Consider the following 23,918-nt stretch of genomic DNA (forward strand, 5'->3'; position numbering starts at 1 on the left):
GCCGCCACCATTCAGCCCGCCACCTCCATCAACGCATCGACCACCACCACGCCGTCCGGGCTTGCCATCACCGGGTTCAGGTCGACCGAACGGATCGCGCCGGCGGCGGCGTGGACCATCCTGCCGACCGCCACCGCGGTGCGGCACAGGCCGGGCAGGTCCACGGCCGCATCGCCCCGCACGCCGGCCAACAGCGGGGCGATGCGCAGCGTCCGCAGCGCGCGGGCGACATCGTCTTCCTCGCAGGTGGCCAGCAGTACCGCGGTGTCGCGCAGCACCTCGACATACTTGCCGCCGTCGCCGACCACCAGCACGGCGCCGAACACAGGGTCCCAGTGCGCGCCGATCATGCATTCGCGCTGGCCGCGCACCATCGCCGCGACGATGACGCCCTCGGCCTCGACGCCCATGCCGGCCAGCGTGGCCATCTGGCGATCGAATGCCGCGACGATCGAAGCGGCGTCATTGCAGCCGAGTGCCACCAGCCCGTGTTCGCTCTTGTGCGGCACCGCGGCGGCGCAGGCCTTGACCGCGACCGGCCCGCCGAGCGCACGCCAGGCCGCCACCGCCTCTTCGGCGCTGCGGCACAGGCGATGTGCGACGACGGGAACGCCGGCCTGCGCCAGCCTCGCAAGGCTGGCCGCTTCGCTCAACGTGGCCGACGGCGACGAGACATCGGGCGCGGCCGCGGCCGGCGGTGCCGGCGGACGCGCGACCAGCTCCGCCAGCCGCAACCGGTGCCTGCGCCACTGGCTCAGCGCCGGCAGCGCCTCGCCGGCATTGGCATAGACTGGTACGCCGCGCTGCCGGAACGGGGCGGCCACGCTCTGCTGCCACGCCGCGACCACGATCGGCTTGCCGCTGGTATCGGCAAAGGCCGCGGCATCGGCGGCAAAGCGTTCGATGTCGTAGCCCATGCCCGCCACCGGAATATCGAGCAGCACCATATCGGCCGCCGCGTCGCCGGCGATCACCGGCAACACATCGCCAAACAACGCGCTGTTGGTCAGCAGGGCGGCGGTCACGTCGACCGGATTGGCGGTGGCGGCGAAGCCGGGCAGGCGCTCTGCCAGCGCGGACTGGGTCTGCGCCGCCAGCGGGGCCATCGACAGTCCGCACGATTCGGCGGCATCGGCCGCCATCACGCAACTGGCGCCGGAATTGCTGACCACCACCAGGCCACGGCCCTGCGGGCGCCAATCGCGCAGATACAGCGGCGCGCAGCGCGCCAGGGCATGGGCGTCGTCGACGCGCCAGATGCCGTGATGGGCGAGGAAGGCATCGACGGCGCGGTCCTCGTTGGCGAGCGCCCCGGTGTGCGAGGCGGCCGCGCGCTGGCCCGCGCTGGTGCGCCCGGCCTTGACCGCGACGATCGGCACGCCGCGCGCCCGCGCCACCGCGGCGGCCTGCGCCAGCGTGGCCGGATCGTTCAGCGTCTCCAGATACAGCAGCATCAGCCGCACGTCATCATCGTGCGCGACGGCCAGTGCCAGGTCGCTGACGGTGACGTCCGCCTGATTGCCGGTCGCATGCATATGGCGCACGCCGATGCCCTGGTGCCGCAGCAGGCCGTAGACCATCGCGCCCATGCCGCCGCTCTGGCTGATCACCGCGACCGGGCCATCCTGCGGCGGTACTTCGATGAACATCGTCGAGAAGCTGGCGATCGCGCCGCTGCCGAAATTGGCCAGGCCCTGGCTGTTCGGTCCGACCATGCGCAGGCCCCCCGCGCGCGCGATATCGACCATCTTCTGTTGCTGGCGCCGGCCTTCCTCGCCCGCTTCGCCGAAGCCCGAGGCGATCACGATGGCTGCCGCCACGCCGAGCCGCGCGCAGTCGCTGACAGCCTGCACCGCAGCCTCGCCGGCCACCACGACGATGGCCAGTTCCGGCGCTTCGGGCAGCGCGTCCAGCGAGGCGTAGCTGCGCAGGCTCTGGATCGTGTCGCGCTGCGGATTGATCGGATACAGCGTGCCGCGGTAGCCGTGCTGCTGCATGTAGTGGATCGGCCGGCCGCCGATCTTGTGGATATGGTCCGATGCACCGATCACCGCGATCGAGCGCGGCGTCAGCAGGGCCTGCAGGCCGCGGGGGAGAGAAGCCGGCATGTCGTTGTCCTTTGTCCTTGTCCTGAATATCGGTCGGTTGCGTAATGCGAGCGGTCAGTCGATCGTCGCCCCGGACGTCTTGACCACGCCTGCCCATTTGTCGATCTCGGCGCCGAGGAAACGGCCCGTGGCGTCGGGCGACGTCCATTCCGCGCCGAAGCCCTGCGTGGCGAAACGCGAGCGGACCTCGGCATCGTCGAGTACGGTCCGCAGCGCCTTGCCGAGCGCTTCGATCACCGGGGCCGGCGTGCCGGCCGGCGCCAGCAGCGCGTTCCACGCGGTGGCCTCGTAGCCGGCCAGGCCGGACTCGGCAATCGTCGGCACATCGGGCGCCGCGGGCGAGCGTTTGCCGCTCGTCACGGCCAGCGCCTTGAGCTTGCCGTCGCGCACGAACGGCATCGCCGACAGCATCGTGTCGAACATCACCGTGGCCTGGCCGCCGATCACATCGGTCAGCGCTGGCGCGCTGCCCTTGTACGGCACGTGGGTCATGCGCACGCCGGCCATCGCGTTGAACAGCTCCGCCGACAGATGGGTCGATTGGCCATTGCCGGAACTGGCAAAGGTCACCTGACCGGGCTTGGCCTTGGCAAGCGCGATCAATTCGGCGACATTGCGCGCCGGCGTCGACGGCGCGGTGACCAGCACCAGGGGACCGCGCGTCAGCAGGCTGACCGGCGCGAAGTCGCGACGCGTGTCGTAGCCAGGCTTGCGAAACAGCGTCATGTTGATTGCATGCGCGGTGGTGGCGACCAGCACGGTGTAGCCGTCCGGCGCTGCCTTGGCGACGGCCTCCGCGCCGATATTGCCGCCGGCACCCGGCCGATTCTCGACGACCACCGGTTGCCCGAGCCGCTCGCCAAGCTTCTGCCCCACCACGCGCGCGACGATGTCGGTGGGACCGCCGGGCGGATAGGGCACGACCATCCGGATCGGTTTTGCGGGCCAGGTTTCCGCATGGCCAGGCCGCGGCAACACGGCGCACAGGGTGCCCAGCGCGAGCATCGGCAGCAGCGCGCGCAGGACCGGCCGCCTGGTAGAGGAAAACGGACGGGCGAGCGCGGCCCGCCGATGCTGTTGATTCGGCTGCATAGGTGTCTCCATCTGGTTGTTGTCGTGCTTGGGCAGCGCCTTCTTGCAGGCAAGCCGCAGCGCCGCATTTCCGCCGCCGCTCTGCGCTGCTCTTGCCGCTATTCCCGCCGCTGCTCCTGCTGAAATCGCAACAGCGTCCGTTCCCCATGCCGGAAGAACCCGGCGCGCACGCGGTCGCCGATCGCAACGCCCGGCTCGGCATGGCCCATCACCCGCGGCCCTTCGTCGAGCGTGGCCAGCACCAGCGTGTAGGGAACCAGTGCGCGGAAGGTGTCGTCCGGCGCCCGCGCGACCTCGGTCACCGCGTAGACGGTGGCACTTCCGGCGGCGTCGCGCCACGCGAGCCGGACACTGCCGCAGCGCTGGCAGGCATGGCGCTCCAGCGATTGCGCCGTGCCACAGTCGCCGCAGGACTGATAGCGAACGCGGCCCGCTTCCAGACCCTCGGCATAGGGATGACGCCCCTGGGGCAGGACGTCATCGGCGGAATTGGCTGAGCTCGGCATTACAGGGCCTCCAGCACCAGGCTGACATGGGAAGACAGCACGCCGCCATCGGCATGGAACAGCGCGCGGCGACGCGGACCGATCTGGCGGTCCCCGGCACGCCCCGCGAGTTGCCGCGTCGCCTCGGCCAGATGCATCAGCCCGCCCGCGACGCCCGAATGGCCGAACGCCAGCAGGCCGCCATGGGTATTGAGCGGCAGCGCGCCATCGATATCGAAGTGCCCGGCCAGCAGCCGCGCATGCGCACCACCGCGCGGCGCCACGCCGATTTCTTCGAGCAGCATCAGCAGCGTGATGGTGAACGAGTCGTAGATCGCCAGATAGTCGAGCCGGTCGACACCGATGCCGGCCTCCGCGAGCGCACGCGTGGCCGCGTCCCCGGCGCCGGTCGTCATCACGCTGTCGATGGCGCACAGATGCTGATGGCGGTGCGCCTGCCCCGCGCCGGCGATCCGCACCTGCCGACCGGATCCCGGCTCCGCCGACACCACCAGCGCCACCGCGCCATCGGAGATCGGGCAGCAGTCCGACAGCAGCAGCGGCGTCGCCACCGGCTTGGCGGCGCAGGCGGCGGCCGCGGTCAGCGGTTCGCGCAGATGCGCGTCGGGATGCGTGGCCGCATGCTTGCGCATCAGCACCGCGAAGTCCGCCAGGGCGTCGCGCGGCAGGCCGGTTTCCATCAGATAACGCGAGGCCAGCAGTGCGTAGTACGCCGGCACCGAGGCGCCGTTCGGCACCTCGACCTGCGGCTCGCCGACCTGGGCCAGCGTCTGCACCGACTGGTCGCGGCTCTGTCCGCTCAGGCGGTTTTCGCCGGCCACCACCAGCACATGGCGGCAGCGGCCGGAGCGCACCAGCTCGCGCGCCAGCATCGCCATCGCTCCGCCGGTGGCCCCGCCGGCGGCCATGCCGTGCGCATAGGCGGGTTGCAGAGAGGCATATTCGCACAAGCGGTCGGCCAGCATCAGATGCGGCAACGTGGTCGCGTAACCGCACAGCACGCCGTCGATGTCGCCGCGCGACAGCTCGGCTTCCGCCAGCGCGGCATCGGCGGCCTGTGCCATCAGCGTCAGCGGCGTGCTGCCGGGCAGCCTGCCGAAGCGGGTATTGCCGGTGCCGCGCAACCAGGCGGCGCGTTGCGTCGATTCGCTCATGTCCGGCCCATGTCAGCGCTTCAGCAGCGGGCACTTCGACTTCGACGGCGGGATGAACGCCTGGTCGCCGGGCACCGTCGCAAGCACCTTGTAGTAGTCCCACGGGTACTTCGACTCGGCCTGCGTCTTCACCTCGAACAGGTACATGTCATGCACCATGCGTCCGTCCTCGCGGATACGGCCGTTGGATGTGAAGAAGTCCTGTATCGGCATCGCCTTCATCTGCTTCATCACCGCGGCGGTTTCGTCGGTGCCGGCGGCCTGCACGGCCTTCAGATAGTGCATTACCGACGAGTAGACGCCCGCCTGGCTCATGTTCGGCATCTTCCTGAGCTTGTCGAAATACCGGCGCGACCATTTGCGGGTGGCGTCGTTCATGTCCCAATAGAACGCCTCGGTCAGCACCAGGCCCGCCGCGGTCTTCAGGCCGATTGCATGGATGTCGTTGATATACAGCAGCAGGCCGGCCAGCTTCTGCTTGTTGTCGCGCGTCAGGCCGAACTCGTGTGCGGCCTTGATCGCGTTGACGGAGTCCCCGCCCGCGTTGGCAAGGCCCACGACCTGCGCCTTGCTGGCCTGCGCCTGCAGCAGATAGGAGGCGAAGTCGCTGGCGCCGATCGGATGGCGCGCGGCGCCGAGCACCTTGCCGCCCGTTTCGTTGACCACGGTGGTGGCCGAGTCCTGCAGCGTGTGACCGAACGCGTAGTCGGCAGTCAGGAAATACCAGCTCTTGCCGCCGCGCTGGACCATCGCGCGGGCGGTGGTGTTGGCGAGCGCATAGGTATCGTAGGCGTAATGCACCGAGATCGGCGTGCACAGATCGTTGGTCAGCCGCTCGGTGCCGGGGCCCGAGAACACCACGATCCGGTTCTTCTGTTTGGCGACTTCGAGCACGGCGAGCGCGGGCGCGGACGCCGCGACATCGAGGATCGCGTCGACGCGGTCCGTGTCGAACCATTCGCGCGCCTTGTTGGCGGCGATGTCGGCCTTGTTCTGATGATCGGCGACCACCAGCTCGATCTTGCGGCCCAGCACCTTGCCGCCGAAGTCGTCGATCGCCATCTGCGCGGCGGTGGCGCTGCCGCGGCCGGTCACGTCGGCATACAGGCCGCTCATGTCGAGAATCAGGCCAACCTTGACCAGATCGTCGGAGACGGTGGCCTTTGTCTGCGTCTGGGCGTAGGCAGTGCCGCCGAGCGACAGCGCGCATGCGCCCAGCATGCCGGCAAATGCGCGCGAAACAGGGCCGGCAATGCGCCGGCGTGCGGAAAACGGCTTCATATCGTGTGTCTCCTCCGGATCGTTGGTGTCGCCGCTCAGACGGTGGCGATCGGTGTGGTGGGCGAACCGACCGCCCCGGGCAGGCGTAGCGGCGGCGCCGTCAGCATGAAGCGGGTGCGGCCGTGCTCGCGCAGCCATTGCGCCAGTTCGCGCAGATACCAGAGCTCGCCCAGCGGCAGGCCAAGCTTGAACAGGCAGTGGTGGTGCAGCGGCAGCAGCGGATGCGGACCCGGACCGCTGGCGGGCTGCGCCGGATAGCGCTCGACCGCGTAGTTGTCGGCGATCAGCGCGGCGATGCCGGCATCGGTGATCCACTGCAGCAGCTTGTCGTCGCGTCCGTTCAGCGCGCTGCAGCTGTGGTGCAGCACGTTCTCGTCGGGCTCGCGCCGCATCGACAGCACCACCTCGGCGAAGCCGGTGCGCAGCAGCAGCATGTCGCCGCGCTCGACCTCGACGCGGTCCGCTTCCATCGCCCGCATCAGCTCGTCGTAGCCGATATCGCGGAAGTCGGTGCCATAGCAGTGCGCCAGATCGACCAGCACGCCGCGGCCCTGCATGCCCTTGACGGCGAAGTTCTCGATGCCGAGCGCGCGCGCCTCGCTGTGTTCGTGATTGCAGCCGTGGGCGGCGAAGTGATCGTCGTCGGCATAGTCGACCGGTCCGACAATATGTTCGTTGGCGCGATAGCCGTTGTAGTAGACCCGCTCGGGGCGGCCGTCGCCGTCGGCATCGAACAGCGCGCCGACGTGGGCCAGCGAATCCCATTGCGTCGAGTACTGCAGCGACAGCAGCACCTGGTCGTCGCTGATCACGTCGGTGGCCTTGGGGTCGACCTTGGCGAGCGGGAAATTGACGTAGGGCAGGTCGTCGCGGAAGGTGGGACGCAGCACCGGCGGATGGCGGCGCGGATTGAGCTTGTTGCCGCCGGGATAGTCCAGCGGCAGCGACAGGCAGAAGCTCAGGCCCGCCTGGACCTCCTGCGCAGCCTTGCGTACCTGCTCGGCGCCGATCAGATTGAGCCGCCCGATCTGGTCGTCGGGGCCGAAGTCGCCCCAGGTCGAACCGTCGGGACGTTGTTTCCAGCGCATGCCTGATGTCTCCATGTCGGTGGTCCTCCTTGTTGTTGTTCGGGATGTCCTTTGCGTGGCCGGCGTTTGCGGCGGCAGCCCGCCGGCATTGCGGGGCGGACTCGATTACGGCGTATCGGCTGGCGACAGCGCGGCAGCCGCCGTGCGCGCGGCGGCGCCACGGTGCGGCCAGCGGTCGGGCTGCGACGCCTCGATGGCGCCCAGATGGGCGACGATGCCGTCGGCCTCGCGCCGCAGCGCCTTGGCCATCGCGGCCTCCCGTTCGGTGATGCGCTCGTTCAGCGCGGCGATGCTCAGTGCCCCGAGCGGATAGCCGTCGGGGCCCGGCAACGCGATCGCGATGCCGCCCATGCGCTCGACCACCACATCGAGCAGCACCGCGTAGCCGCGCTCGCGCGTCGCCTCGACATGGCGCAGCAGCGCCGCCGTGCTCAGCCGCGGATAACGCTTCAGTGCCGGCGCCCCGCAGCGCAGTACCGCCTCGATTTCGTCGTCGGGAAGGGCGGCCAGCAAGGCCAGGCTGCCGGCGCCCACGCCGAGCGGGCGGCGGCTGCCGATATCGAGATAGTTGGCGCGGATCGGAAAATTGCCGAAGCGCAGCTCGGTGCAGACCGATTCCCAGCCGCTCGGCACCGACAGGATCGCGGTGTCCTCGAACGCGCAGGCGAGGCGGATCAGCGCCGGACGGGCCATGGGCCGCATGTCGAGGCGCCGCAGCGCGGCCGCGCGCAGCACCAGCCATTCGGGGCCGGGACTGAAGGCCTTGGTAGCGGGGTCGCGCGAAACCAGCCCTTCGGCCGCCAGCGTGTCGAGCAACCGCAGCGCCGACGCCTTGTCGACGCCCGACGCGTGCGCCAGGTCGGTCAGCCGCGTATTACGCGGATCCGACAGCGCCCGTAGCAGCTGGCAAGCCTTGCGCAGCGACGATCCCTGCGTCGTCATCCGGCCGTCTCCCTGTTCTGGTCATTTTGCGGAATGAAACCGCAGATGCCGTTATAGGGCGACCACAGGGCTGCGTCATTTTGCGACGCATCAAAGTTTCGCCGCGTGAAACTCGATTGGCGGACTCGCAACGACGCTCGGCCGATGTGTCGGCCGTGTTCGCTTTACCGGACATTCGCCGGCAGGGGCGGAGAAATGTCCGGAATTCCGGATCCGAAGAAAGCTGGCTGGAATCATCAGGCGCGACAACGGGCCGCGGGTTCGACGGCAACACCTATCCCGAAAACACCGGCTCATCCCGATCGACCTTCGCCGCGGCCAGCAGCGCGTTCAGTTCGGGCACGCACGAACCGCAATTGCCGCCGGCCTTGACGCAGGCGGTGATCTCGGCCGCGCTGCGCAGGCCGTGCTGGCGGATCGCGTCGCAGATGGTATTGCGCCCGACGCCGAAGCAGGAGCAGACCGTCGGGCCGGCATCGGCGCCGGGTTGGGCCGCCTGGCCGATCAGCAGGCCGATGCGGTCCTCGTCATCCAGCAGGTCCTTGGCGAACAGGCTGCCGAGCCAGGCCCGTGCCGGCAGCACGTCGGGCCGCGTCGAGACATAGACGCAGGCCTGGAGCCGGTCGTCGACCACCAGGGCGGCATGGTAGATGCCGGCGGAGCGGTCCTCGTATTCGATCCAGTCCGCTTCCGGGTCGGCCGCGCCGAGCAGTTGGCGCGCCCAGGCGGCGCGATCGGCCACCGACTCGCGGCCGGCGAATTCGTAGCGCTGGAATTGCCGGCCCGTCACGCGCGTCCACCAGGTCAGCGCACCGCAGTCCAGCGTGTCGCGCGCCAGCGCGAAGCCGTGCCACGAGACCGGGAAAGGATCGATACGGACCGGGGTGTGCTTGAACTCGGGTTCGCCGGACACCGGATCGACCACCGGATTGACCAGCGCGCCGACGCGCGCATCGGAGCTGAACCGCCCATTCCAGTGGATCGGCACGAACACGCTGCCGCGCGGAATGCCGCCGCCATGGCGCACGCGCACCACCATCGCACCCCAGCGCGTCGACACCCGCGCGAGGCGGCCCTCGCCGACGCCGCACAGCAGTGCATCCTGCGGGTGCATGTCGACGAAGGGTTCGGGCAGGTGTTCGGCCAGGCGCGCCGACTTGCCGGTGCGGGTCATCGTGTGCCACTGGTCGCGCACGCGGCCGGTGTTCAGGATCAGCGGATAGTCCTCGTCGGTCGCGTGCACCGGTTTGCGCGGCGCGGTGGCGACAAAGCGCGCGCGCCGATCCGGATGCGAGAAGCCGCCGTCGGCGAACAGGCGTGCCGTGCCGGCGCCTTCCGCCCGCACCGGCCATTGCACCGGTTGCAGCGCGTCGTAGCCCTGCGCGTCGAGGCCGGCGAGGCCGCCGATGTCGAAGGCGCGCGGGACCGTGCCTTCGCTGCCGCCCTGATTTCGGTACGCCGACAGCCGCGCATGCTCGTCGAAGATCTCGCGCGGCGAACCATAGTCGAAGCCGGCAAAGCCCATGCGGCGCGCCACCTGGCAGACGATCCACCAGTCGGCGCGGGCCTCGCCGGGCGCGGCAAGAAATGCGCGCTGGCGCGAGATGCGCCGCTCCGAATTGGTCACCGTGCCGTCCTTTTCGCCCCAACCCAGCGCCGGCAGCAGGATATGCGCGCTGTCGTTGGTATCGGTGCGGGTGACGATGTCCGACGCGATCACCAGTTCGCAGCGCTGCAGCGCGCGGCGGGCCTGGTCGGCGTCGGGCAGGCTGACTACCGGATTGGTGGCCATCACCCACACCGCCTTGATGCGGCCCTGCTCGATCGCCTCGAACAGTTCGACGGCCTTCAGGCCGGGACGATCGGCGATGGCCGGTGCGTCCCAGAAGGTCTGCACCAGCTCGCGATGGCGTGGCTCGGTCAGCTCCAGATGGGCGGCGAGCATGTTGGCCAGGCCGCCGACCTCGCGCCCGCCCATCGCGTTCGGCTGGCCGGTCAGCGAGAACGGGCCCATGCCCGGCTTGCCGATGCGGCCGGTCAACAGGTGGCAATTGATGATGCTGTTGACCTTGTCGGTGCCCGCGGACGATTGGTTGACGCCCTGCGAGTACGCGGTGACCACGCGCGGCGTGCCGGCAAACCACTGATAGAAGGTCAGCAGATCGGCCGGATCGATCTTGCAGGCACGGGCGACGGCAGCCAGATCGGCCTCGCCCGCGGCGGCCTGCAATGCGGCCGCCAGCGCGTCGTCACCATCGGTATGCGCCTGCACGAACTGCGCATCGATGGCGCCTTGGCGATGCAGATGATGCAGCAGGCCGTTGAACAGCCAGACGTCGGTGCCCGGTTTTACCGGCAGGTGCAGGTCGGCCAGATCGCAGGTGGCGGTGCGGCGCGGATCGATCACGACCAGCTTCATCTGCGGGCGTTCGGCCTTGGCCCTGGCCAGCCGCTGGAACAGGATCGGGTGGCACCACGCGGTGTTCGAGCCGACCAGCACCACCAGATCGGCCAGATCGAGATCCTCGTAGCAGCCGGGCACGATGTCCTCGCCGAACGCGCGCTTGTGGCCGGCCACGGCCGACGACATGCACAGCCGCGAGTTGGTGTCGATATTGGCCGTGCCGATGAAGCCCTTCATCAGCTTGTTGGCGACGTAGTAGTCCTCGGTCAGCAGTTGCCCGGAAACATAGAGGGCGACAGATTCGGGGCCATGGCGCGCGATGATGTCGCGCAGGCCCGAGGCTGCACGGTCGAGCGCCTCGTCCCATGACGCCTGCCGCAGCGTGCCGTCGGCCGCGCGCAATTGCGGATGCAGCAGGCGGTCGTTCAGGTCGACGGTTTCGGCCAGTGCCGAACCCTTGACGCACAGCCGTCCCGCATTGGCGGGATGCGACGGATCGCCGGCGACCTCGACGGTGCCGTCGGCGTGCCGCTGCGCGCGAACGCCGCAGCCGACGCCGCAGTAGGGGCAGGTCGTCTGCACGCTCGCCACCGGCTTGGACCGCGCCGCGGCGTCTTCGGCGATAGCGACTGGAATATCGGAGAGTTTCACACCTTGCCCCTTGCTACTGGATTCCATGTTGGCGCCGTGATGTCACATTCGTCCCCGCGCACGCGGGGACGACGACGGTATCGCCCACCATGTCGTCACGCGGCCACCGCCTCGCACTGCGCCTTGCCGAACAGCAGCCGATTGCGGATCGCGCCGATCGGCGTGCCGTTCTGGATCAACTCGAAATACCAGGGACCGTCCTGCACGTCGCCATACAGCACCGCGCCGGCCAGGCGGCCCTGTTGCAGCACCAGGCGCTTGTAGACGCCGCGGCGCGGATCACGCAGCACCAGGTCCTCGCTGTCCTCGCCGCCGACGATATCGCCGGCCGAGTACAGCTCGACGCCGCTGACCTTCAGCCGCGTGGCGGTGGCCTGCTGGACATAGCGCCGGTGCCCGGCGCCGGCCAGATGCGCCGCGCAGACGCGCGCCTGATCCCAGATCGGTGCGACCAGTCCGAAGGTGGCCTGGCGGTGCTGCACGCATTCGCCGACGGCATAGATGCGCGGATCGTAGGTCTGCAGCGTGTCGTCGACGACGATCGCGCGCTCGCAATGCAGGCCGGCGGCGCGGGCCAGTTCGGCGTTCGGGCGCACGCCGGCGGCCATCACGACGAGATCGGCCGGGATCTGCGTGCCGTCTGCCAGGCGCACGCCGGTAACCCGCGTCTCGCCGAGAATCTCGCTGGTATTGGCGCCGAGCAGGATACGCAGGCCGCGCCGTTCCAGCGTGCGCTTGAGCAGGGCGGCGGCGTTGGCGTCCAGCTGGCGATCCATCAGCGCGTCGCCCAGATGCAGCACGGTGACGTCCATGCCCCGGCGCAACAGGCCGTTGGCGGCCTCCAGCCCGAGCAGCCCGCCGCCGATCACCACGGCATGGCGATGCGCGCGCGCCGCGGCCAGCATCGTTTCGACATCCTGGATGTCGCGGAACGCGATCACGCCGCCGAGTTCGTGTCCGGGGACCGGGACGATGAAGGGCCGCGAGCCCGTGGCCAGCAGCAGCCGGTCGTAGCGGACCTCCTTGCCGGACTGCGAACGTACCAGGCGGCGCGCGCGATCGATTGCCACCACCGGATCGCCGGCCAGCAGCGTGATGCCATGGCGCGCATACCACTCGCGCGGATGCAGCATGATGTCGTCGACCGTCTTCTCCCCGGCCAGCACCGGCGACAGCAGGATGCGGTTGTAGTTGCCATGCGGCTCGGCGCCGAATACGGTGATGTCGTACAGGTCGGGCGCGAGCGCGAGCAGCTCTTCGACGGTGCGCATGCCGGCCATGCCGTTGCCGACCACCACCAGGCGGGGCTTGCCGGTGCGGTTCATGCCGCCACCCATACCTTGCCGTCGTAGACGCGCGCCGGATAGGCCGGCACCGAATGCTCCGGCGCCTCCAGGCATTCCCCGGTGCGCAGGTCGAAATGCTGCTTGTAGATCGGCGAGGCAACCACGAGCCGGTCGCCGAGGTTGCCCACCAGACCGCGCGAGAGCACCGCCGCATCGGCGTTCGGATCGTAGTTGTCGATCGCGAAGACCTGGTTGTCCGGGCCGACGCGGAACACCGCGATCTGACGATGCCCGACCAGCGCGCAGACGCCGGTGTTCGGCACGATGTCGCGGAGCGCGCAGACCGCGGTCCACTGTTCGGATGAAGCGTGCGTGGCAAGCTGGCTCATGATGATTTCCTCGGCTGCGTAGGGCATGGCGGCTGAAGTGGCGGCTGATGTCGTTCGGATGGCGAATGGGTCCGGTTACGCTACCGGGTCCGCCTCGGCGACCCGATCCATGCGGACCAGCGGCACCGCCACCGGGCGCTGCGCCGGCACGCCGCCGCCGGCCACGCGTTGCAAGTTCCGTTCCTCCGGTGTGGCCGGCCGGATCTGGCCGCGCTCCTGCACGAACACGACATGCTCGTCCCCTCGCTCGCTGTTGACGAAATGGTGGAAGCGCTGGCGCGTCTGCGGATCGGTGACGGCCTTCTTCCATTCGCATTGATAGGTATCGACCACCAGCTGCATCTGGGCCTCGAGTTCGGCCGCGATGCCGAGGCTGTCGTCGATGACCACGGCCTTCAGGTAGTCGAGGCCGCCTTCGAGGTTGTCGCGCCAGACGCTGGTGCGCTGCAGGCGGTCGGCGGTGCGCACGTAGAACATCAGCACGCGGTCGATGTAGCGGACCAGCGTGTCGCGATCCAGATCGCTGGCCAGCAGCTCGGCATGGCGCGGCTTCATGCCGCCATTGCCGCAGACATACAGGTTCCAGCCCTTGTCGGTGGCGATCACGCCGATGTCCTTGCCCTGGGCCTCCGCGCATTCGCGCGTGCAGCCCGACACGCCGAACTTGATCTTGTGCGGCGCGCGCAGACCCTTGTAGCGATTCTCCAGCTCGATCGCCAGGCCGACCGAATCGCCGACGCCATAGCGGCACCAGGTCGAGCCGACGCAGGACTTCACCGTGCGCAGCGACTTGCCGTAGGCGTGGCCCGATTCGAAGCCGGCGGCGATCAGCTCTTCCCAGATCAGCGGCAGCTGTTCGACCCGCGCGCCGAACAGGTCCACGCGCTGGCCGCCGGTGATCTTGGTGTAGAGGCCGTATTTCTTCGCCACCCGGCCCACCGCGATCAGCCCGTCGGGCGTGACCTCGCCGCCGGGCATGCGCGGCACCACCGAATAGGTGCCGTCCTTCTGGATATTGGCCAGGAAGTAGTCGTTCGAATCCTGCAGGCTGGCGTGCTCGGGCTTGAGCACGAATTCGTTCCAGCACGAGGCCAGGATGCTGGCGACGGTCGGCTTGCAGATATCGCAGCCGTGGCCCTTGCCGTGCGCGGCCAGCAGCGCGTCGAAGGTACGGAAGCCGCCGACTCGGACCAGGTGGTACAGCTCCTGGCGCGAGTAGGCGAAGTGCTCGCACAGGTGGTTGTTGACCGCCAGGCCCTGCTTCTTCATCTCAGCCTTCATCAGCTGCGTGACCAGCGGCACGCATCCGCCGCAGGCAGTGCCGGCCTTGGTGCAGGACTTCAGCGCGCCGATGCTGGTGGCGCCGCCGCCGACCGCGGCGCAGATCTCGGCCTTGGAGACGTTGTTGCACGAGCAGATCTGCGCGCCGTCGGGCAGCGCATCGACGCCGAGGCCGGGCCTCGCCTTGCCGTCGGACGACGGCAGGATCAGGAATTCCGGGGATTCCGGCAGCGGCATCCGGTTCAGCATCATCTGCAGCAGCGTGCCGTATTCCGCCGCGTCGCCGACCAGCACACCGCCGAGCAGATAGGTGCCGCACTCGGAGACCACCAGCTTCTTGTAGACCTCCTTGCGCTCGTCGGCGAACTGGTAGACGCGCGCGCCGGGAGTGTGGCCGTGCGGGTCGCCGAGGCTCGCCACGTCCACGCCCATCAGCTTGAGCTTGGTGCTCATGTCGGCGCCGGTGAAGGCGGCCTCGTCGCCGAGCAACTGGCTCGCGGTCACGCGTGCCATGTCGTACCCGGGCGCGACCAGGCCGAAGATCTTGCCTTGCCACAGCGCGCATTCGCCGATCGCGAAGATGTCCGGGTCCGAGGTACGGCACTGGTCGTCGATCACGATGCCGCCGCGCTCGCCGATCGCCAGGCCAGCGGCGCGCGCCAGTTCGTCGCGCGGGCGGATGCCGGCCGAGAACACGATCATGTCGGTGTCCAGGTGCGTGCCGTCGGCAAAGCGCATCCGGTGCGTGCCGTCCTCGCCGTCGACGATCTCGACGGTGTTCTTGCCGGTATGCGCGGTGACGCCCAGCGCCGCGATCTTCCGCCGCAGCATCTGGCCGCCGGCATCGTCGACCTGCACCGCCATCAGCCGCGGCGCGAATTCGACCACATGGGCTTGCAGGCCCATGTCGCGCAGCGCCTTGGCACATTCCAGGCCCAGCAGGCCGCCGCCGACCACCACGCCGGTGCGCGAGCGCGCGCCGCATTCGCGCATCGCTTCCAGATCTTCGATGGTGCGGTAGACGAAGCAGTCGGCGCGATCGCGGCCCGGCACCGGCGGCACGAACGGGTAGGAACCGGTCGCCAGCACCAGCTTGTCGTAGTGCAGCGTCTCGCCGGTCGACACGGTAACCGTGCGCGCGGCGCGGTCGATCGCGGTGGCGCGCGCGTTCAGCCGCAGCGCGAAACCGGTCTCGTCGAAAAAGCCCGGCTCGACCAGCGACAGGTCGTCGGCGCTCTTGCCCGCGAAGAATTCGGACAGGTGAACGCGGTCATAGGCCGGGCGCGGTTCCTCGCACAGCACGGTGACCTGCAGGTTGGCGCCGCCTTCGTCGCGCGCCTGCGCCAGGCATTCGAGCAGTTTGTGGCCGACCATGCCGTGGCCGATGATGACGAGCTTCATGATGCGTTCCTTGTTCGTGGGCGCCTGCGTGGGCTTCTCGTGGTGCGTTCTTGTCGGGAGTAGGGCGGGCGGTATCGGCTAGCTGGCGAGCGCGTTCTCGAGCAGTGCCTGCTCGCGGGCCTTGTGCTCGGCCGAGAAGCGCACCGCCACCGCGCACAGCGCCGACAGCACGACCAGCACACCGAGCACCATCAGGGTCTGCTGCAGGCTGCCCAGCCCCTTCATCAGCAGGCCGGCGGCGACCGCGCCGACGTTGCCGCCCGCGCCGATGATTCCGGACACGCCGCCCAGCGCCTTGCGGTCGATGAACGGCACCAGCGCATAGGTCGCGCCGCAGGCCATGTGAGTGAACAGGCCGAAGGCCAGCATCGCGATCACCGCCAGCACGACTGAACTCGATTGCGAGAACCACAGCAGGCCCAGGCCCTCGCCGAGCATCAGCACGAACAGCAGCGTGGTGCGGGCGCTCAGGCCGTGCGTGCGCGCGACCCTGTCCGAGGCCCAGCCGCCCAGCGCGCGGGCGAACAGCGCCAGCAGGCCGAAGCTGGCGGCGGCCAGTCCCGCGGCCTTCAGCGACAGCTCGAAGCGGTCGACGAAGTACATTGCCGCGACGTTGTGGATGAAGATCTCGACGCCGAAGCAGGCGCCGTAGGTCACGAACAGCAGCCACACGCGATAGTTGGCGCTGGCGGCGACGAAGCTGGCCCAGCCGCCCTTCTTGCCGCCGTCGATGGCGATGCCCTGCGCGCGCAGCTCGGCGTAGTTGCCCTGCGGGCAGTCCTGCGTGAAGCGCCAGTACAGCGCGGCCATCAGCAGCATGGCAATGCCCGGCACCAGCAGCGCCACGCGCCAGCCCATCGTCTCGCTGACGCCGAGCATCAGCACGCCGGCCAGCAGCAGCGGCATCAGGCCCTGCGCGGCGCCGCCGCCGGCATTGCCCCAGCCGGCAGACGCAGCATTGGCGGTGCCGACCACGTTGGGCGCGAACATCACCGAGGTGTGGTACTGCGTGATCACGAAGCTCGCGCCGATCGCGCCGATCAGCAGCCGGAAGAACAGGAAGGCCTCGTAGGTCTGCGCCATCGCCACGCCCAGTACCGGAATCGAGCCGAGCACCAGCAGACCGGTATATGCCTTGCGCGGTCCGTACCGGTCGCACAGCGGGCCGATGATCAATCGCACCAGGATCGTCACGGCGACGGCCGCGATATTGATGTTCGCGACCTGATCGGGCGTCAGGCCGAATTCGCCGCGCAGCATCGGCATCAGCGGTGCGCAGGCGAACCAGGCGAAGAAGCAGACGAAGAACGCCATCCACGTCATATGAAAGGCCCGCATCTGCGGCGTGCGGAAGGAGAACAGCGCGATGCGGGTCGCTTTGCTTTGCGCGCTGGAATTCAGGCTTGCATCCGGGCTGAGGGTCGCTGCCATGCTGGCTCCAAGAAAACAAAAGGCGTCCCGAGAGCCGATGCGGTCAATGCGATCGATTCAGGGGACGCCGTTGTCCTGACGCCGGCGGTGAAGACCGCCGGCGCGCTGTGTGTCTGGAGCGGGCCGCCGTTGGTCCGCTCGCGTCACAATTCAGCAAGCGGCATGCCAGCGCGTTTTGTGCTGTTCGATGCGGATACAGCGCTGCCGCAGCGCGGCGAAGGTCACGCGATGCGCGCTGTTGGGGCGGGGCGGCACGACGATGGTGCGCCGCAATGCGCGGCGGCGGTGCGCGGGGTCAGCCGGCGCTGGCGAGATCCGGCGCGTCGGGTGTGGCGTCCGCTTGAGCGGCGGAGGGCGACGCGTCCGAGTGGTCTGCCCGGGCCGGCATCGCATGACGCGAGCGCACGGTCTTCAAGTCGTTCAGGGGCACTTCATTGCCGGCTTCGTCGATCAATGCGGCGTGGACCTTCAGCCCGCTGGTGGCCGAGCGAACCTCCACCAGGCCGCAGCCGTCCCGCAGATGGCGATCGCCCCACTGCATCAACCCGATCAGCACGGGCAGCAGCTCGACGGCGGCCCGCGTGGGCCGGTAAGCGAAGCGCTCGCGCGCGCCCGGCTCACGGTAGCTGACCCGACGCAGCAGGCCCGCCTCGGTCAGCGTCTTGAGCCGGGCGGACAGCACGGCCGGGGAGCATTGGAGCCGGGACAGGAAGTCGTCAAAGCGGCTGACGCCGCTCAGCACGTCGCGAAGGATCAGCATCGACCATTTCTCGCCGATCAGGGCGAGCGTGCCGGCGATCGAACAATGACGGAGGTCTTCGGAGGTCGGTTCCATGATCGCAGCATAGCAGGCTGACTTCATTTGCAAAAGTCAGGATCTCGCCTATACTCTGGCTACGATAAATGAAGTCAAGATGCCAGCCATGCCCGCCGTCTTGCGTGCCGCCGAGATCGCTCCCTTCCTGTTTGCCAAGCCCCTGGCCTTCGGCGACTTTCCGCAGACCTGGACCGTCAACGGTGGACAGACGTTGACGGCGCGGGCCGTACGTCTCGACGACTTTGTCCGCCAGCGGGCCTTTGTCGACGGCCTGTCGCGCGAGAGCCGCTACTACCGTTTCCTGACCGGTGGGCTGGTGTCCGACGATCTGGTCAGGCAGTTCGTCCGCAGCCGTTCCGCGCTTGTGCTGACCGCCCGCGGCGATGGCGATGGCGAGGAGATCATCGTCGCCAATGGGGAATACGCGGTGGGGGAAGGGGGCGTCGGCGAACTGGCCCTGGTCGTCACCGACCGCTGGCAGGGGCGCGGTATCGGCCGCCGATTGGTGCAGGCGCTGGTGCAGGGCGCCCGCACGCAACGTCTGCGTGTCTTGCGTGGCGAGGTATTGAGCGAGAACCGCCGCATGCTGGCGATCCTGCGCGAGCACGGCTTCTCGGTGCGGCTGCATCCGGGCGATGCGTTGCTGCACGAGGCCACGCTGACACTGAGCTCCCCGGCCCGGCAGGCCACCGAGTGGCTGCCGGAGGATTGGTTTGCAATGCGCTGAGCCGCGGCGGCGCGTTCAGCGTTCAGCGCCTTCGGCGCTTTCGGCGAGGATCTGCCGGATCGCCTGTTCGAACGCTTCCGCCGGCTGGCCGCCGGTGACCAGGTAGCGATCGTTGAAAATGATCGACGGCACCGACTGGATGCCCATCGACTGGTATTCCCGCTCCTCGGCGCGGACCTCGTCGGCATAGTCGCCGTTCTCGAGCACGCGGCGCGCCGCGGCACCATCGAGGCCCGCGGATTGCGCCGCCTCGACCAGCACGCCATGGTCGCTCGGATCCTTGCCCTCGCCGTGATAGGCCCGCAGCAGCGCCAGCTTCAGCGGTAATTGCCTGCCTTCCAGGCGGGCCCAATGCAGCAGGCGATGCGCGTCGAAGGTGTTGTAGACGCGCTCGCGCGGACCGAACGAGAAGCCGACGTCGGCGCCGCGCTCCCGGATCATTGCCTGCGTCTCCGCAATCTGCGCCGGCGTGCGGCCGTATTTCTTGCCGAGATAATCGACGATGGCCTCACCGCCGGGCCCCATGTCCGGGTTCAGTTCGAAAGGGTGCAGCACCACCTCGGCATCGACCTGATCGCCAAGCCGGGACAGCGCCAACTGCAGCGAGGACAGGCCGACCGCACACCACGGACAGGCGATGTCGGAGACGAAGTCGATTTTCAGGGACTGGGGCATGTGGGGGTTCCTGACAGAGGAGTGGATCCGAACAACGGTCGGAATCTTCAATTCGAGCGCGACAGGGTAGCGCGAATATCCGAACCCCGCAGGAACGGCTTGCATGGAGCGATTCAGGTGCTGCTCCAACCCTGGGCCTTCGTGGGAGGCGCAATCAAGCGCAATTCGCATGGTTGCCGCGTCTGTGCTGCTCGTGCAACGGCAAGCTCGTGCCAAGCTTTGGCGATGGCTTGGTACTGTACTTTTAGCGCTGCAGCACACCAGAAGTCATGAGGATCCTTCGCTAGTTGTTCCTCTGTTTCCCTGGCAAACGCAATCAAGGCCTTTACATGCTGTTCGAGAAATTCGGCGCTCACAATGCGATCTCCACGAATCCTTTCGCTGTAATCCGGTCGTGGCAAAAACCAAACACGCCAGACCAGTAAGCCTCTCTCTGGAAGCGGTCGCCGCTCCAGGGTCCCTCCATAAAAAAATCCAGCCCAAACTCACTGTCTACGTGGTCCTTGTCGATTAGCGGTCCAAGGAGTTCTTTTGTAGCCTGTGTCATCTCGCCCTCCACTCGGGGATTCCAAAGGATGCAATCGATGTCGCGCGGGCCGGGTTTTTCCGTGGCGAACGAGCCGTCGAGCCAGAGTGTTGCCTTGACACCAAGGGACTGAAGCCTCTTTATCCAGGCTTCCAGACGAAGGTACAACTCTCGCCGCCGCCCATCGCGCGGAAACCGTTCCACCGCGACGGCGCGAAAGTCCGGAAGCGTAATCCTGTGACGCCCGGGAGGCCACAAAGACGGATAGTCCTGCTTGGGCAAGGCTTGTTCCCTCACTAGCGAGTGCCTGGCAGTTCGCGCAGTGGGGCACGATTTGTCCAGACGGAGCCATTTGCGACCCTTTCATACAGAAAGGAGGTCACGAATATACTGTGCATCCATACAGCCAGTGCGGCGCATCGGGACAAAAACGAACAAGAATGCCGATTCGCAGAACTACCGGTCCTTACGCTGTCCGGGTCCATCGCCCTACTAGACGACCGGTCTAATTCTGCTATCATTCGATCCCATGCCACCCTCCACCACCGCTGACGTCCGCCAGCACATTCTCGACACGGCCAAGCCGATCATGCTCCGCAAGGGTTTTTCGGCGGTAGGGCTGAACGAGATCCTGCAGGCCGCCGGGGTGCCGAAGGGGTCGTTCTATCACTATTTCGGCTCGAAGGAAGCGTTTGGCGAGGCGTTGCTCGAATCGTATTTCGCCGACTATCTGGCGCATCTCGAGCAAATGCTGGTGCGCGGCGAGGGCAGTCATGGCCAGCGGCTTTTGCGCTACTGGACCGAGTGGCAGAACGCGCAGAATGCAGAGGATCCGGAGGGCAAATGCCTGGCGGTGAAGCTGGGCGCCGAGGTGTGCGACCTGTCGCAGGCGATGCGCGGCGTGCTGGAGCGCGGCACCGGCCAGATCGTGCAGCGGCTGGCGGCCTGTATCGAAGCGGGTTTGCGCGATGGCTCGCTGCGCGGAATCGACGACCCGTATGAGCTGGCGACCACGCTGTACCAGTTATGGCTCGGCGCCACGCTGTTGGGGAAATTCCGGCAGGACGGCAAGCCGTTTGCGCTGGCGATGGCCGCGACACGGCAATTGTTGAAGCTGTCGTAGCAAAGCAGGGCCGGCGGAAAAGAAGCCGCCGGTGGCGACGCGGAAGGCGCGTCGCTTTTTTTGACTTCGTCACTAGACGACCGGTCTAATTCCGGTCTTCGTCCGACTGAACCGACAAGGATTCGCATCATGAAACTGCTGATCGTACTGACTTCGCATGACCGTCTTGGCGACACCGGCCAGAAGACCGGCTTCTGGCTGGAAGAGCTGGCGGCGCCGTACTACGTGTTCCGTGATCAGGGCGTCGATATCACGCTGGCATCGCCGCAGGGCGGACAGCCGCCGCTGGATCCGAAGAGCAGCGACCCGGCCTCGCAGACCCACGCCACCCGGCGTTTCGAGGCCGATGCCGAGGCCCGGGCCGCGCTGTCCTCGACGCGCAAGCTGGCCGACGTGTCGATCGACGATTTCGATGCGGTGTTTTACCCGGGCGGCCACGGCCCGCTGTGGGATCTCGCCGAAGACCGCCATTCGATCGCGCTGATCGAACGCGCCATCGCCGCCGGCAAGCCGGTCGCGGCGGTGTGCCATGCGCCGGGCGTCCTCCGCCATGTCAAGGGGCCTGACGGCAATCCGCTGGTCCACGGCAAGTCGGTGACGGGCTTTTCGAATACCGAGGAAGCGGCGGTCGGCCTGACCGATGTGGTGCCCTTCCTGGTCGAGGACGTGCTGAAGGCCAATGGCGGCCGCTACGAGAGGGCCGCCGACTGGCAGCCGCATGCCGTCACCGACGGCCTGCTGATCACCGGCCAGAATCCGGCCTCGTCGGAGGCCGTCGCGCATGCGTTGCTGGACGCCGTGGCGGTACGAGGCCGTTGAGCCGGCCGCCTTTTCCCCATTTGCCAATCTGGCAATTTGCTGTTTTGCCTTACCCGCTGCTGTTTCGATCTCACTGAAGGAAAACGATAGATGTCCGCGCTGTTCCAACCGTTCCAACTGAAAGATGTCACGCTGCGCAACCGGATCGCGGTGCCGCCGATGTGCCAGTACGTCGCCGAGGATGGCGTCATCAACGACTGGCACAAGGTGCACCTGGCCGGCATCGCGCGCGGCGGCGCGGGTCTGGTGATCGCCGAGGCGACCGCCGTTTCGCCGGAAGGCCGTATTACGCCGGGATGCGCCGGCCTGTGGAACGACAGGCAGGCAGAAGCCCTGGCTCCGGTCGTGGGCGCGATCAAGGCCGCCGGTGCGGTGCCCGGCATCCAGATCGGCCATGCGGGACGCAAGGCCAGCGCCAACCGGCCCTGGGAAGGCGATGATCACATTCCCGAGGGGGATCCGCGCGGCTGGCAGACCATCGCGCCGTCGGCCGTTGCCTTCGGGGCCGGCCTGCCGAAGGTGCCGCGCGCGATGACGCTCGACGATATCGCTCGTGTCCGCGCCGATTTTGTCGCAGCGGCCGAACGGGCACGCGACCTCGGCTTCGAATGGCTGGAGTTGCATTTCGCGCATGGCTATCTGGCGCAGAGCTTCTTCTCGCCGCACTCCAACCAGCGCGATGACGCGTACGGCGGCTCCGCCGAGAACCGCGGCCGCTTCCTGGTCGAGACGCTGGCGGCGGTGCGCAAGGTCTGGCCCGAGCGCCTGCCGTTGACCGCGCGTTTTGGCGTGATCGAATACGACGGCCGCGACGAGGAAACGTTGAGCGAAGCGATCGCGCTGACGCAGCGGCTCAAGCAGGAAGGGCTGGACATGCTCAGCGTCAGCGTCGGCTTCTCGACGCCGGAGGCCAACATTCCATGGGGGCCGGCATTCCTTGCGCCGGTGGCCGAGCGGGTGCGGCGCGAGACCGGCCTGCCGGTGGCGTCGGCCTGGGGCATCGATACGCCGCAGCTCGCCGAACGCGTCGTCGCCCAGCAGCAGCTGGATCTGGTGATGGTTGGTCGTGCCCATCTGGCCGATCCGCACTGGCCGTACCACGCGGCCAAGGTGCTCGGTGTCGAGCGCGCCGCGTGGACCCTGCCCGCGCCGTACGCGCACTGGCTCGAGCGCTACAAGGTCGCCTGAGCGTGACGGAGGCCCGGCCGCCGCAGGGCCTCCGCCGACCTCACGCCGCGGTGCCGGTACCGCGTGCGTCCGCCTTGGCAGCCGGGCGGCGCGCACCGGCCGTCGCGGTGCAGCCGATCGACGCGACGATGATGCAGCCGATCGCCAGCCACTGCGTGGCGCTCAGCTGCTCGTGCAGCATCACCAGTCCCGCCAACGCGCCCATCGCCGGCTCCATGCTGAGCAGGATGCCGAAGGTCCGCCGCGGCAATCGCTTGAGCGCGACCATCTCCAGCGAATACGGAATCGCGCTGGACAGCACGCCCACGGCCAGCCCGGCCAGCAGCAGCGCCGGGCTGAACAGCGCCGTGCCCGCATGGGCGAGGCCGAACGGGAATACCACCAGCGACGCCATCAGCAAGCCTAGCGAAGTCGCCTGGCCCCCGTGCGCATTGCCGGCGCGTTGGCCGAAGATGATGTAGAGCGCCCAGCCGACCCCGGCCGCGAGCGCGTAGCCGATACCGACCGGATCGAGATTGTCGGTGTGTTCCCGCAGCGGCAGCAGCAACAGCAGTCCCGCCACCGCGAAGGCGATCCAGACGAAATCGATCGCCCGCCGCGACGAGGCGATGGCCACGGCCAGCGGTCCGGTAAATTCGATCGCAATCGCCAGTCCAAGCGGCACCGTCCGCAGCGACATATAGAACATCAGATTGGTCGCGCCCAGCGCCGCGCCGTACAGCGCAATGGCGCGCGCATCCGCCCCCTTCAGCGGCCACCGCCACGGCCGCCACGCCACCAGCAGGATCAGCGCGGAAAACCCGACCCGCAGCGCGGTGGTGCCCTGCGCGCCAACCGCATCGAACAGGCTTTTGGCAAACGACGTGCCGACGCACAGCGATGCCATCGATCCCATCAGGGCGAGCACGGCGAGCAGGGTGGAGCGGTCTTGGGACGATGGGGAGGACACGATTTCTTGTTGTTCAACTCGGCCGGCGAGCCGAGGGCTGGAACGATGCCGGCACGGAATAGGGAAGCCGCAAGTGTAGT

At 68.1% G+C, this 23,918-nt stretch carries 21 protein-coding genes; 4 read left to right on the plus strand and 17 right to left on the minus strand.

Annotated elements, in window-relative coordinates:
* Positions 1 to 11 precede the first annotated feature (11 nt).
* The 13 genes from FOB47_RS02895 to FOB47_RS02955 form a co-directional block, all read right to left on the minus strand.
* Entirely contained in the window at positions 12 to 2,108 is a 2,097-nt protein-coding gene (locus tag FOB47_RS02895) for an acetate--CoA ligase family protein (protein WP_174779896.1), read from the minus strand.
* A 54-nt stretch (positions 2,109 to 2,162) separates the two neighbouring features.
* A complete protein-coding gene (locus FOB47_RS02900; RefSeq protein WP_232963433.1) occupies positions 2,163 to 3,113 on the minus strand; it encodes a tripartite tricarboxylate transporter substrate binding protein in 951 nt (316 codons plus the stop codon).
* A gap of 185 nt (positions 3,114 to 3,298) precedes the next feature.
* Positions 3,299 to 3,706, minus strand: coding sequence for a Zn-ribbon domain-containing OB-fold protein (locus FOB47_RS02905; RefSeq protein ID WP_174779897.1), 408 nt, complete (start codon positions 3,704 to 3,706; stop codon positions 3,299 to 3,301).
* A complete protein-coding gene (locus FOB47_RS02910) occupies positions 3,706 to 4,860 on the minus strand; it encodes a thiolase family protein (protein WP_174779898.1) in 1,155 nt (384 codons plus the stop codon). Before FOB47_RS02910 ends, FOB47_RS02905 begins: the two co-directional genes overlap by 1 nt.
* 12 nt (positions 4,861 to 4,872) lie before the next feature.
* A complete protein-coding gene (locus FOB47_RS02915; protein WP_174780837.1) occupies positions 4,873 to 6,081 on the minus strand; it encodes an ABC transporter substrate-binding protein in 1,209 nt (402 codons plus the stop codon).
* A 95-nt stretch (positions 6,082 to 6,176) separates the two neighbouring features.
* The gene (locus tag FOB47_RS02920; RefSeq protein ID WP_053824259.1) at positions 6,177 to 7,229 is read right to left on the minus strand and encodes a cyclase family protein; all 1,053 of its coding nucleotides are present in this window, start codon (positions 7,227 to 7,229) and stop codon (positions 6,177 to 6,179) included.
* 105 nt (positions 7,230 to 7,334) lie between these two features.
* Complete coding sequence (locus tag FOB47_RS02925) at positions 7,335 to 8,171, minus strand: IclR family transcriptional regulator (RefSeq protein ID WP_174779899.1); 837 nt, start codon at positions 8,169 to 8,171, stop codon at positions 7,335 to 7,337.
* Positions 8,172 to 8,445: 274 nt separating this feature from the next.
* Positions 8,446 to 11,226 (minus strand): molybdopterin-dependent oxidoreductase, encoded by a 2,781-nt coding sequence (locus tag FOB47_RS02930; protein ID WP_390884823.1) that lies wholly within the window; start codon positions 11,224 to 11,226, stop codon positions 8,446 to 8,448.
* A gap of 95 nt (positions 11,227 to 11,321) precedes the next feature.
* Positions 11,322 to 12,551 carry an NAD(P)/FAD-dependent oxidoreductase gene (locus FOB47_RS02935; protein WP_174779900.1) on the minus strand — a complete coding sequence of 410 codons (1,230 nt, stop codon included), beginning with the start codon at positions 12,549 to 12,551 and terminating at the stop codon, positions 11,322 to 11,324.
* Positions 12,548 to 12,901 (minus strand): nitrite reductase small subunit NirD, encoded by a 354-nt coding sequence (gene nirD / locus FOB47_RS02940; RefSeq protein WP_053824691.1) that lies wholly within the window; start codon positions 12,899 to 12,901, stop codon positions 12,548 to 12,550. Before nirD ends, FOB47_RS02935 begins: the two co-directional genes overlap by 4 nt.
* A 75-nt stretch (positions 12,902 to 12,976) precedes the next feature.
* Positions 12,977 to 15,583 (minus strand): nitrite reductase large subunit NirB, encoded by a 2,607-nt coding sequence (gene nirB / locus FOB47_RS02945; RefSeq protein ID WP_174779901.1) that lies wholly within the window; start codon positions 15,581 to 15,583, stop codon positions 12,977 to 12,979.
* A gap of 78 nt (positions 15,584 to 15,661) precedes the next feature.
* Positions 15,662 to 17,014 (minus strand): MFS transporter, encoded by a 1,353-nt coding sequence (locus FOB47_RS02950; RefSeq protein WP_053824255.1) that lies wholly within the window; start codon positions 17,012 to 17,014, stop codon positions 15,662 to 15,664.
* 295 nt (positions 17,015 to 17,309) lie between these two features.
* The gene (locus FOB47_RS02955) at positions 17,310 to 17,876 is read right to left on the minus strand and encodes a winged helix-turn-helix transcriptional regulator (protein WP_053824254.1); all 567 of its coding nucleotides are present in this window, start codon (positions 17,874 to 17,876) and stop codon (positions 17,310 to 17,312) included.
* Between the two features lie 61 nt (positions 17,877 to 17,937).
* Between FOB47_RS02955 and FOB47_RS02960 the strand changes: the two genes are divergently transcribed.
* Positions 17,938 to 18,558: a GNAT family N-acetyltransferase gene (locus FOB47_RS02960; RefSeq protein ID WP_174779902.1), complete on the plus strand. Its 621-nt coding sequence runs from the start codon at positions 17,938 to 17,940 to the stop codon at positions 18,556 to 18,558.
* Between the two features lie 15 nt (positions 18,559 to 18,573).
* Here the strand turns inward: FOB47_RS02960 and FOB47_RS02965 are convergent, their stop codons facing one another.
* From FOB47_RS02965 to FOB47_RS02975, 3 genes are all read right to left on the minus strand, one after another.
* Entirely contained in the window at positions 18,574 to 19,233 is a 660-nt protein-coding gene (locus FOB47_RS02965) for a DsbA family oxidoreductase (RefSeq protein ID WP_174779903.1), read from the minus strand.
* A gap of 113 nt (positions 19,234 to 19,346) precedes the next feature.
* Positions 19,347 to 19,589 carry a hypothetical protein gene (locus FOB47_RS02970; RefSeq protein ID WP_144425978.1) on the minus strand — a complete coding sequence of 81 codons (243 nt, stop codon included), beginning with the start codon at positions 19,587 to 19,589 and terminating at the stop codon, positions 19,347 to 19,349.
* Positions 19,586 to 20,041 carry a DUF6932 family protein gene (locus FOB47_RS02975; RefSeq protein WP_174779904.1) on the minus strand — a complete coding sequence of 152 codons (456 nt, stop codon included), beginning with the start codon at positions 20,039 to 20,041 and terminating at the stop codon, positions 19,586 to 19,588. Before FOB47_RS02975 ends, FOB47_RS02970 begins: the two co-directional genes overlap by 4 nt.
* A 247-nt stretch (positions 20,042 to 20,288) precedes the next feature.
* On the opposite strand from FOB47_RS02975, the gene FOB47_RS02980 reads away from it, so the two are divergent.
* The 3 genes from FOB47_RS02980 to FOB47_RS02990 all read left to right on the plus strand — a co-directional run bounded on the left by FOB47_RS02980 (position 20,289) and on the right by FOB47_RS02990 (position 22,889).
* Positions 20,289 to 20,882 carry a TetR/AcrR family transcriptional regulator gene (locus FOB47_RS02980; protein WP_053824250.1) on the plus strand — a complete coding sequence of 198 codons (594 nt, stop codon included), beginning with the start codon at positions 20,289 to 20,291 and terminating at the stop codon, positions 20,880 to 20,882.
* Between the two features lie 129 nt (positions 20,883 to 21,011).
* A complete protein-coding gene (locus tag FOB47_RS02985) occupies positions 21,012 to 21,701 on the plus strand; it encodes a type 1 glutamine amidotransferase domain-containing protein (protein WP_174779905.1) in 690 nt (229 codons plus the stop codon).
* Between the two features lie 90 nt (positions 21,702 to 21,791).
* Positions 21,792 to 22,889, plus strand: coding sequence for an NADH:flavin oxidoreductase/NADH oxidase (locus FOB47_RS02990; protein WP_174779906.1), 1,098 nt, complete (start codon positions 21,792 to 21,794; stop codon positions 22,887 to 22,889).
* A 40-nt stretch (positions 22,890 to 22,929) separates the two neighbouring features.
* Here the strand turns inward: FOB47_RS02990 and FOB47_RS02995 are convergent, their stop codons facing one another.
* Positions 22,930 to 23,784 (minus strand): EamA family transporter, encoded by an 855-nt coding sequence (locus FOB47_RS02995; RefSeq protein ID WP_174780839.1) that lies wholly within the window; start codon positions 23,782 to 23,784, stop codon positions 22,930 to 22,932.
* Positions 23,785 to 23,918 lie beyond the last annotated feature (134 nt).

The sequence above is a fragment of the Cupriavidus gilardii genome (genome assembly GCF_013347325.1).
Classification (GTDB): Bacteria; Pseudomonadota; Gammaproteobacteria; order Burkholderiales; family Burkholderiaceae; genus Cupriavidus; species Cupriavidus gilardii.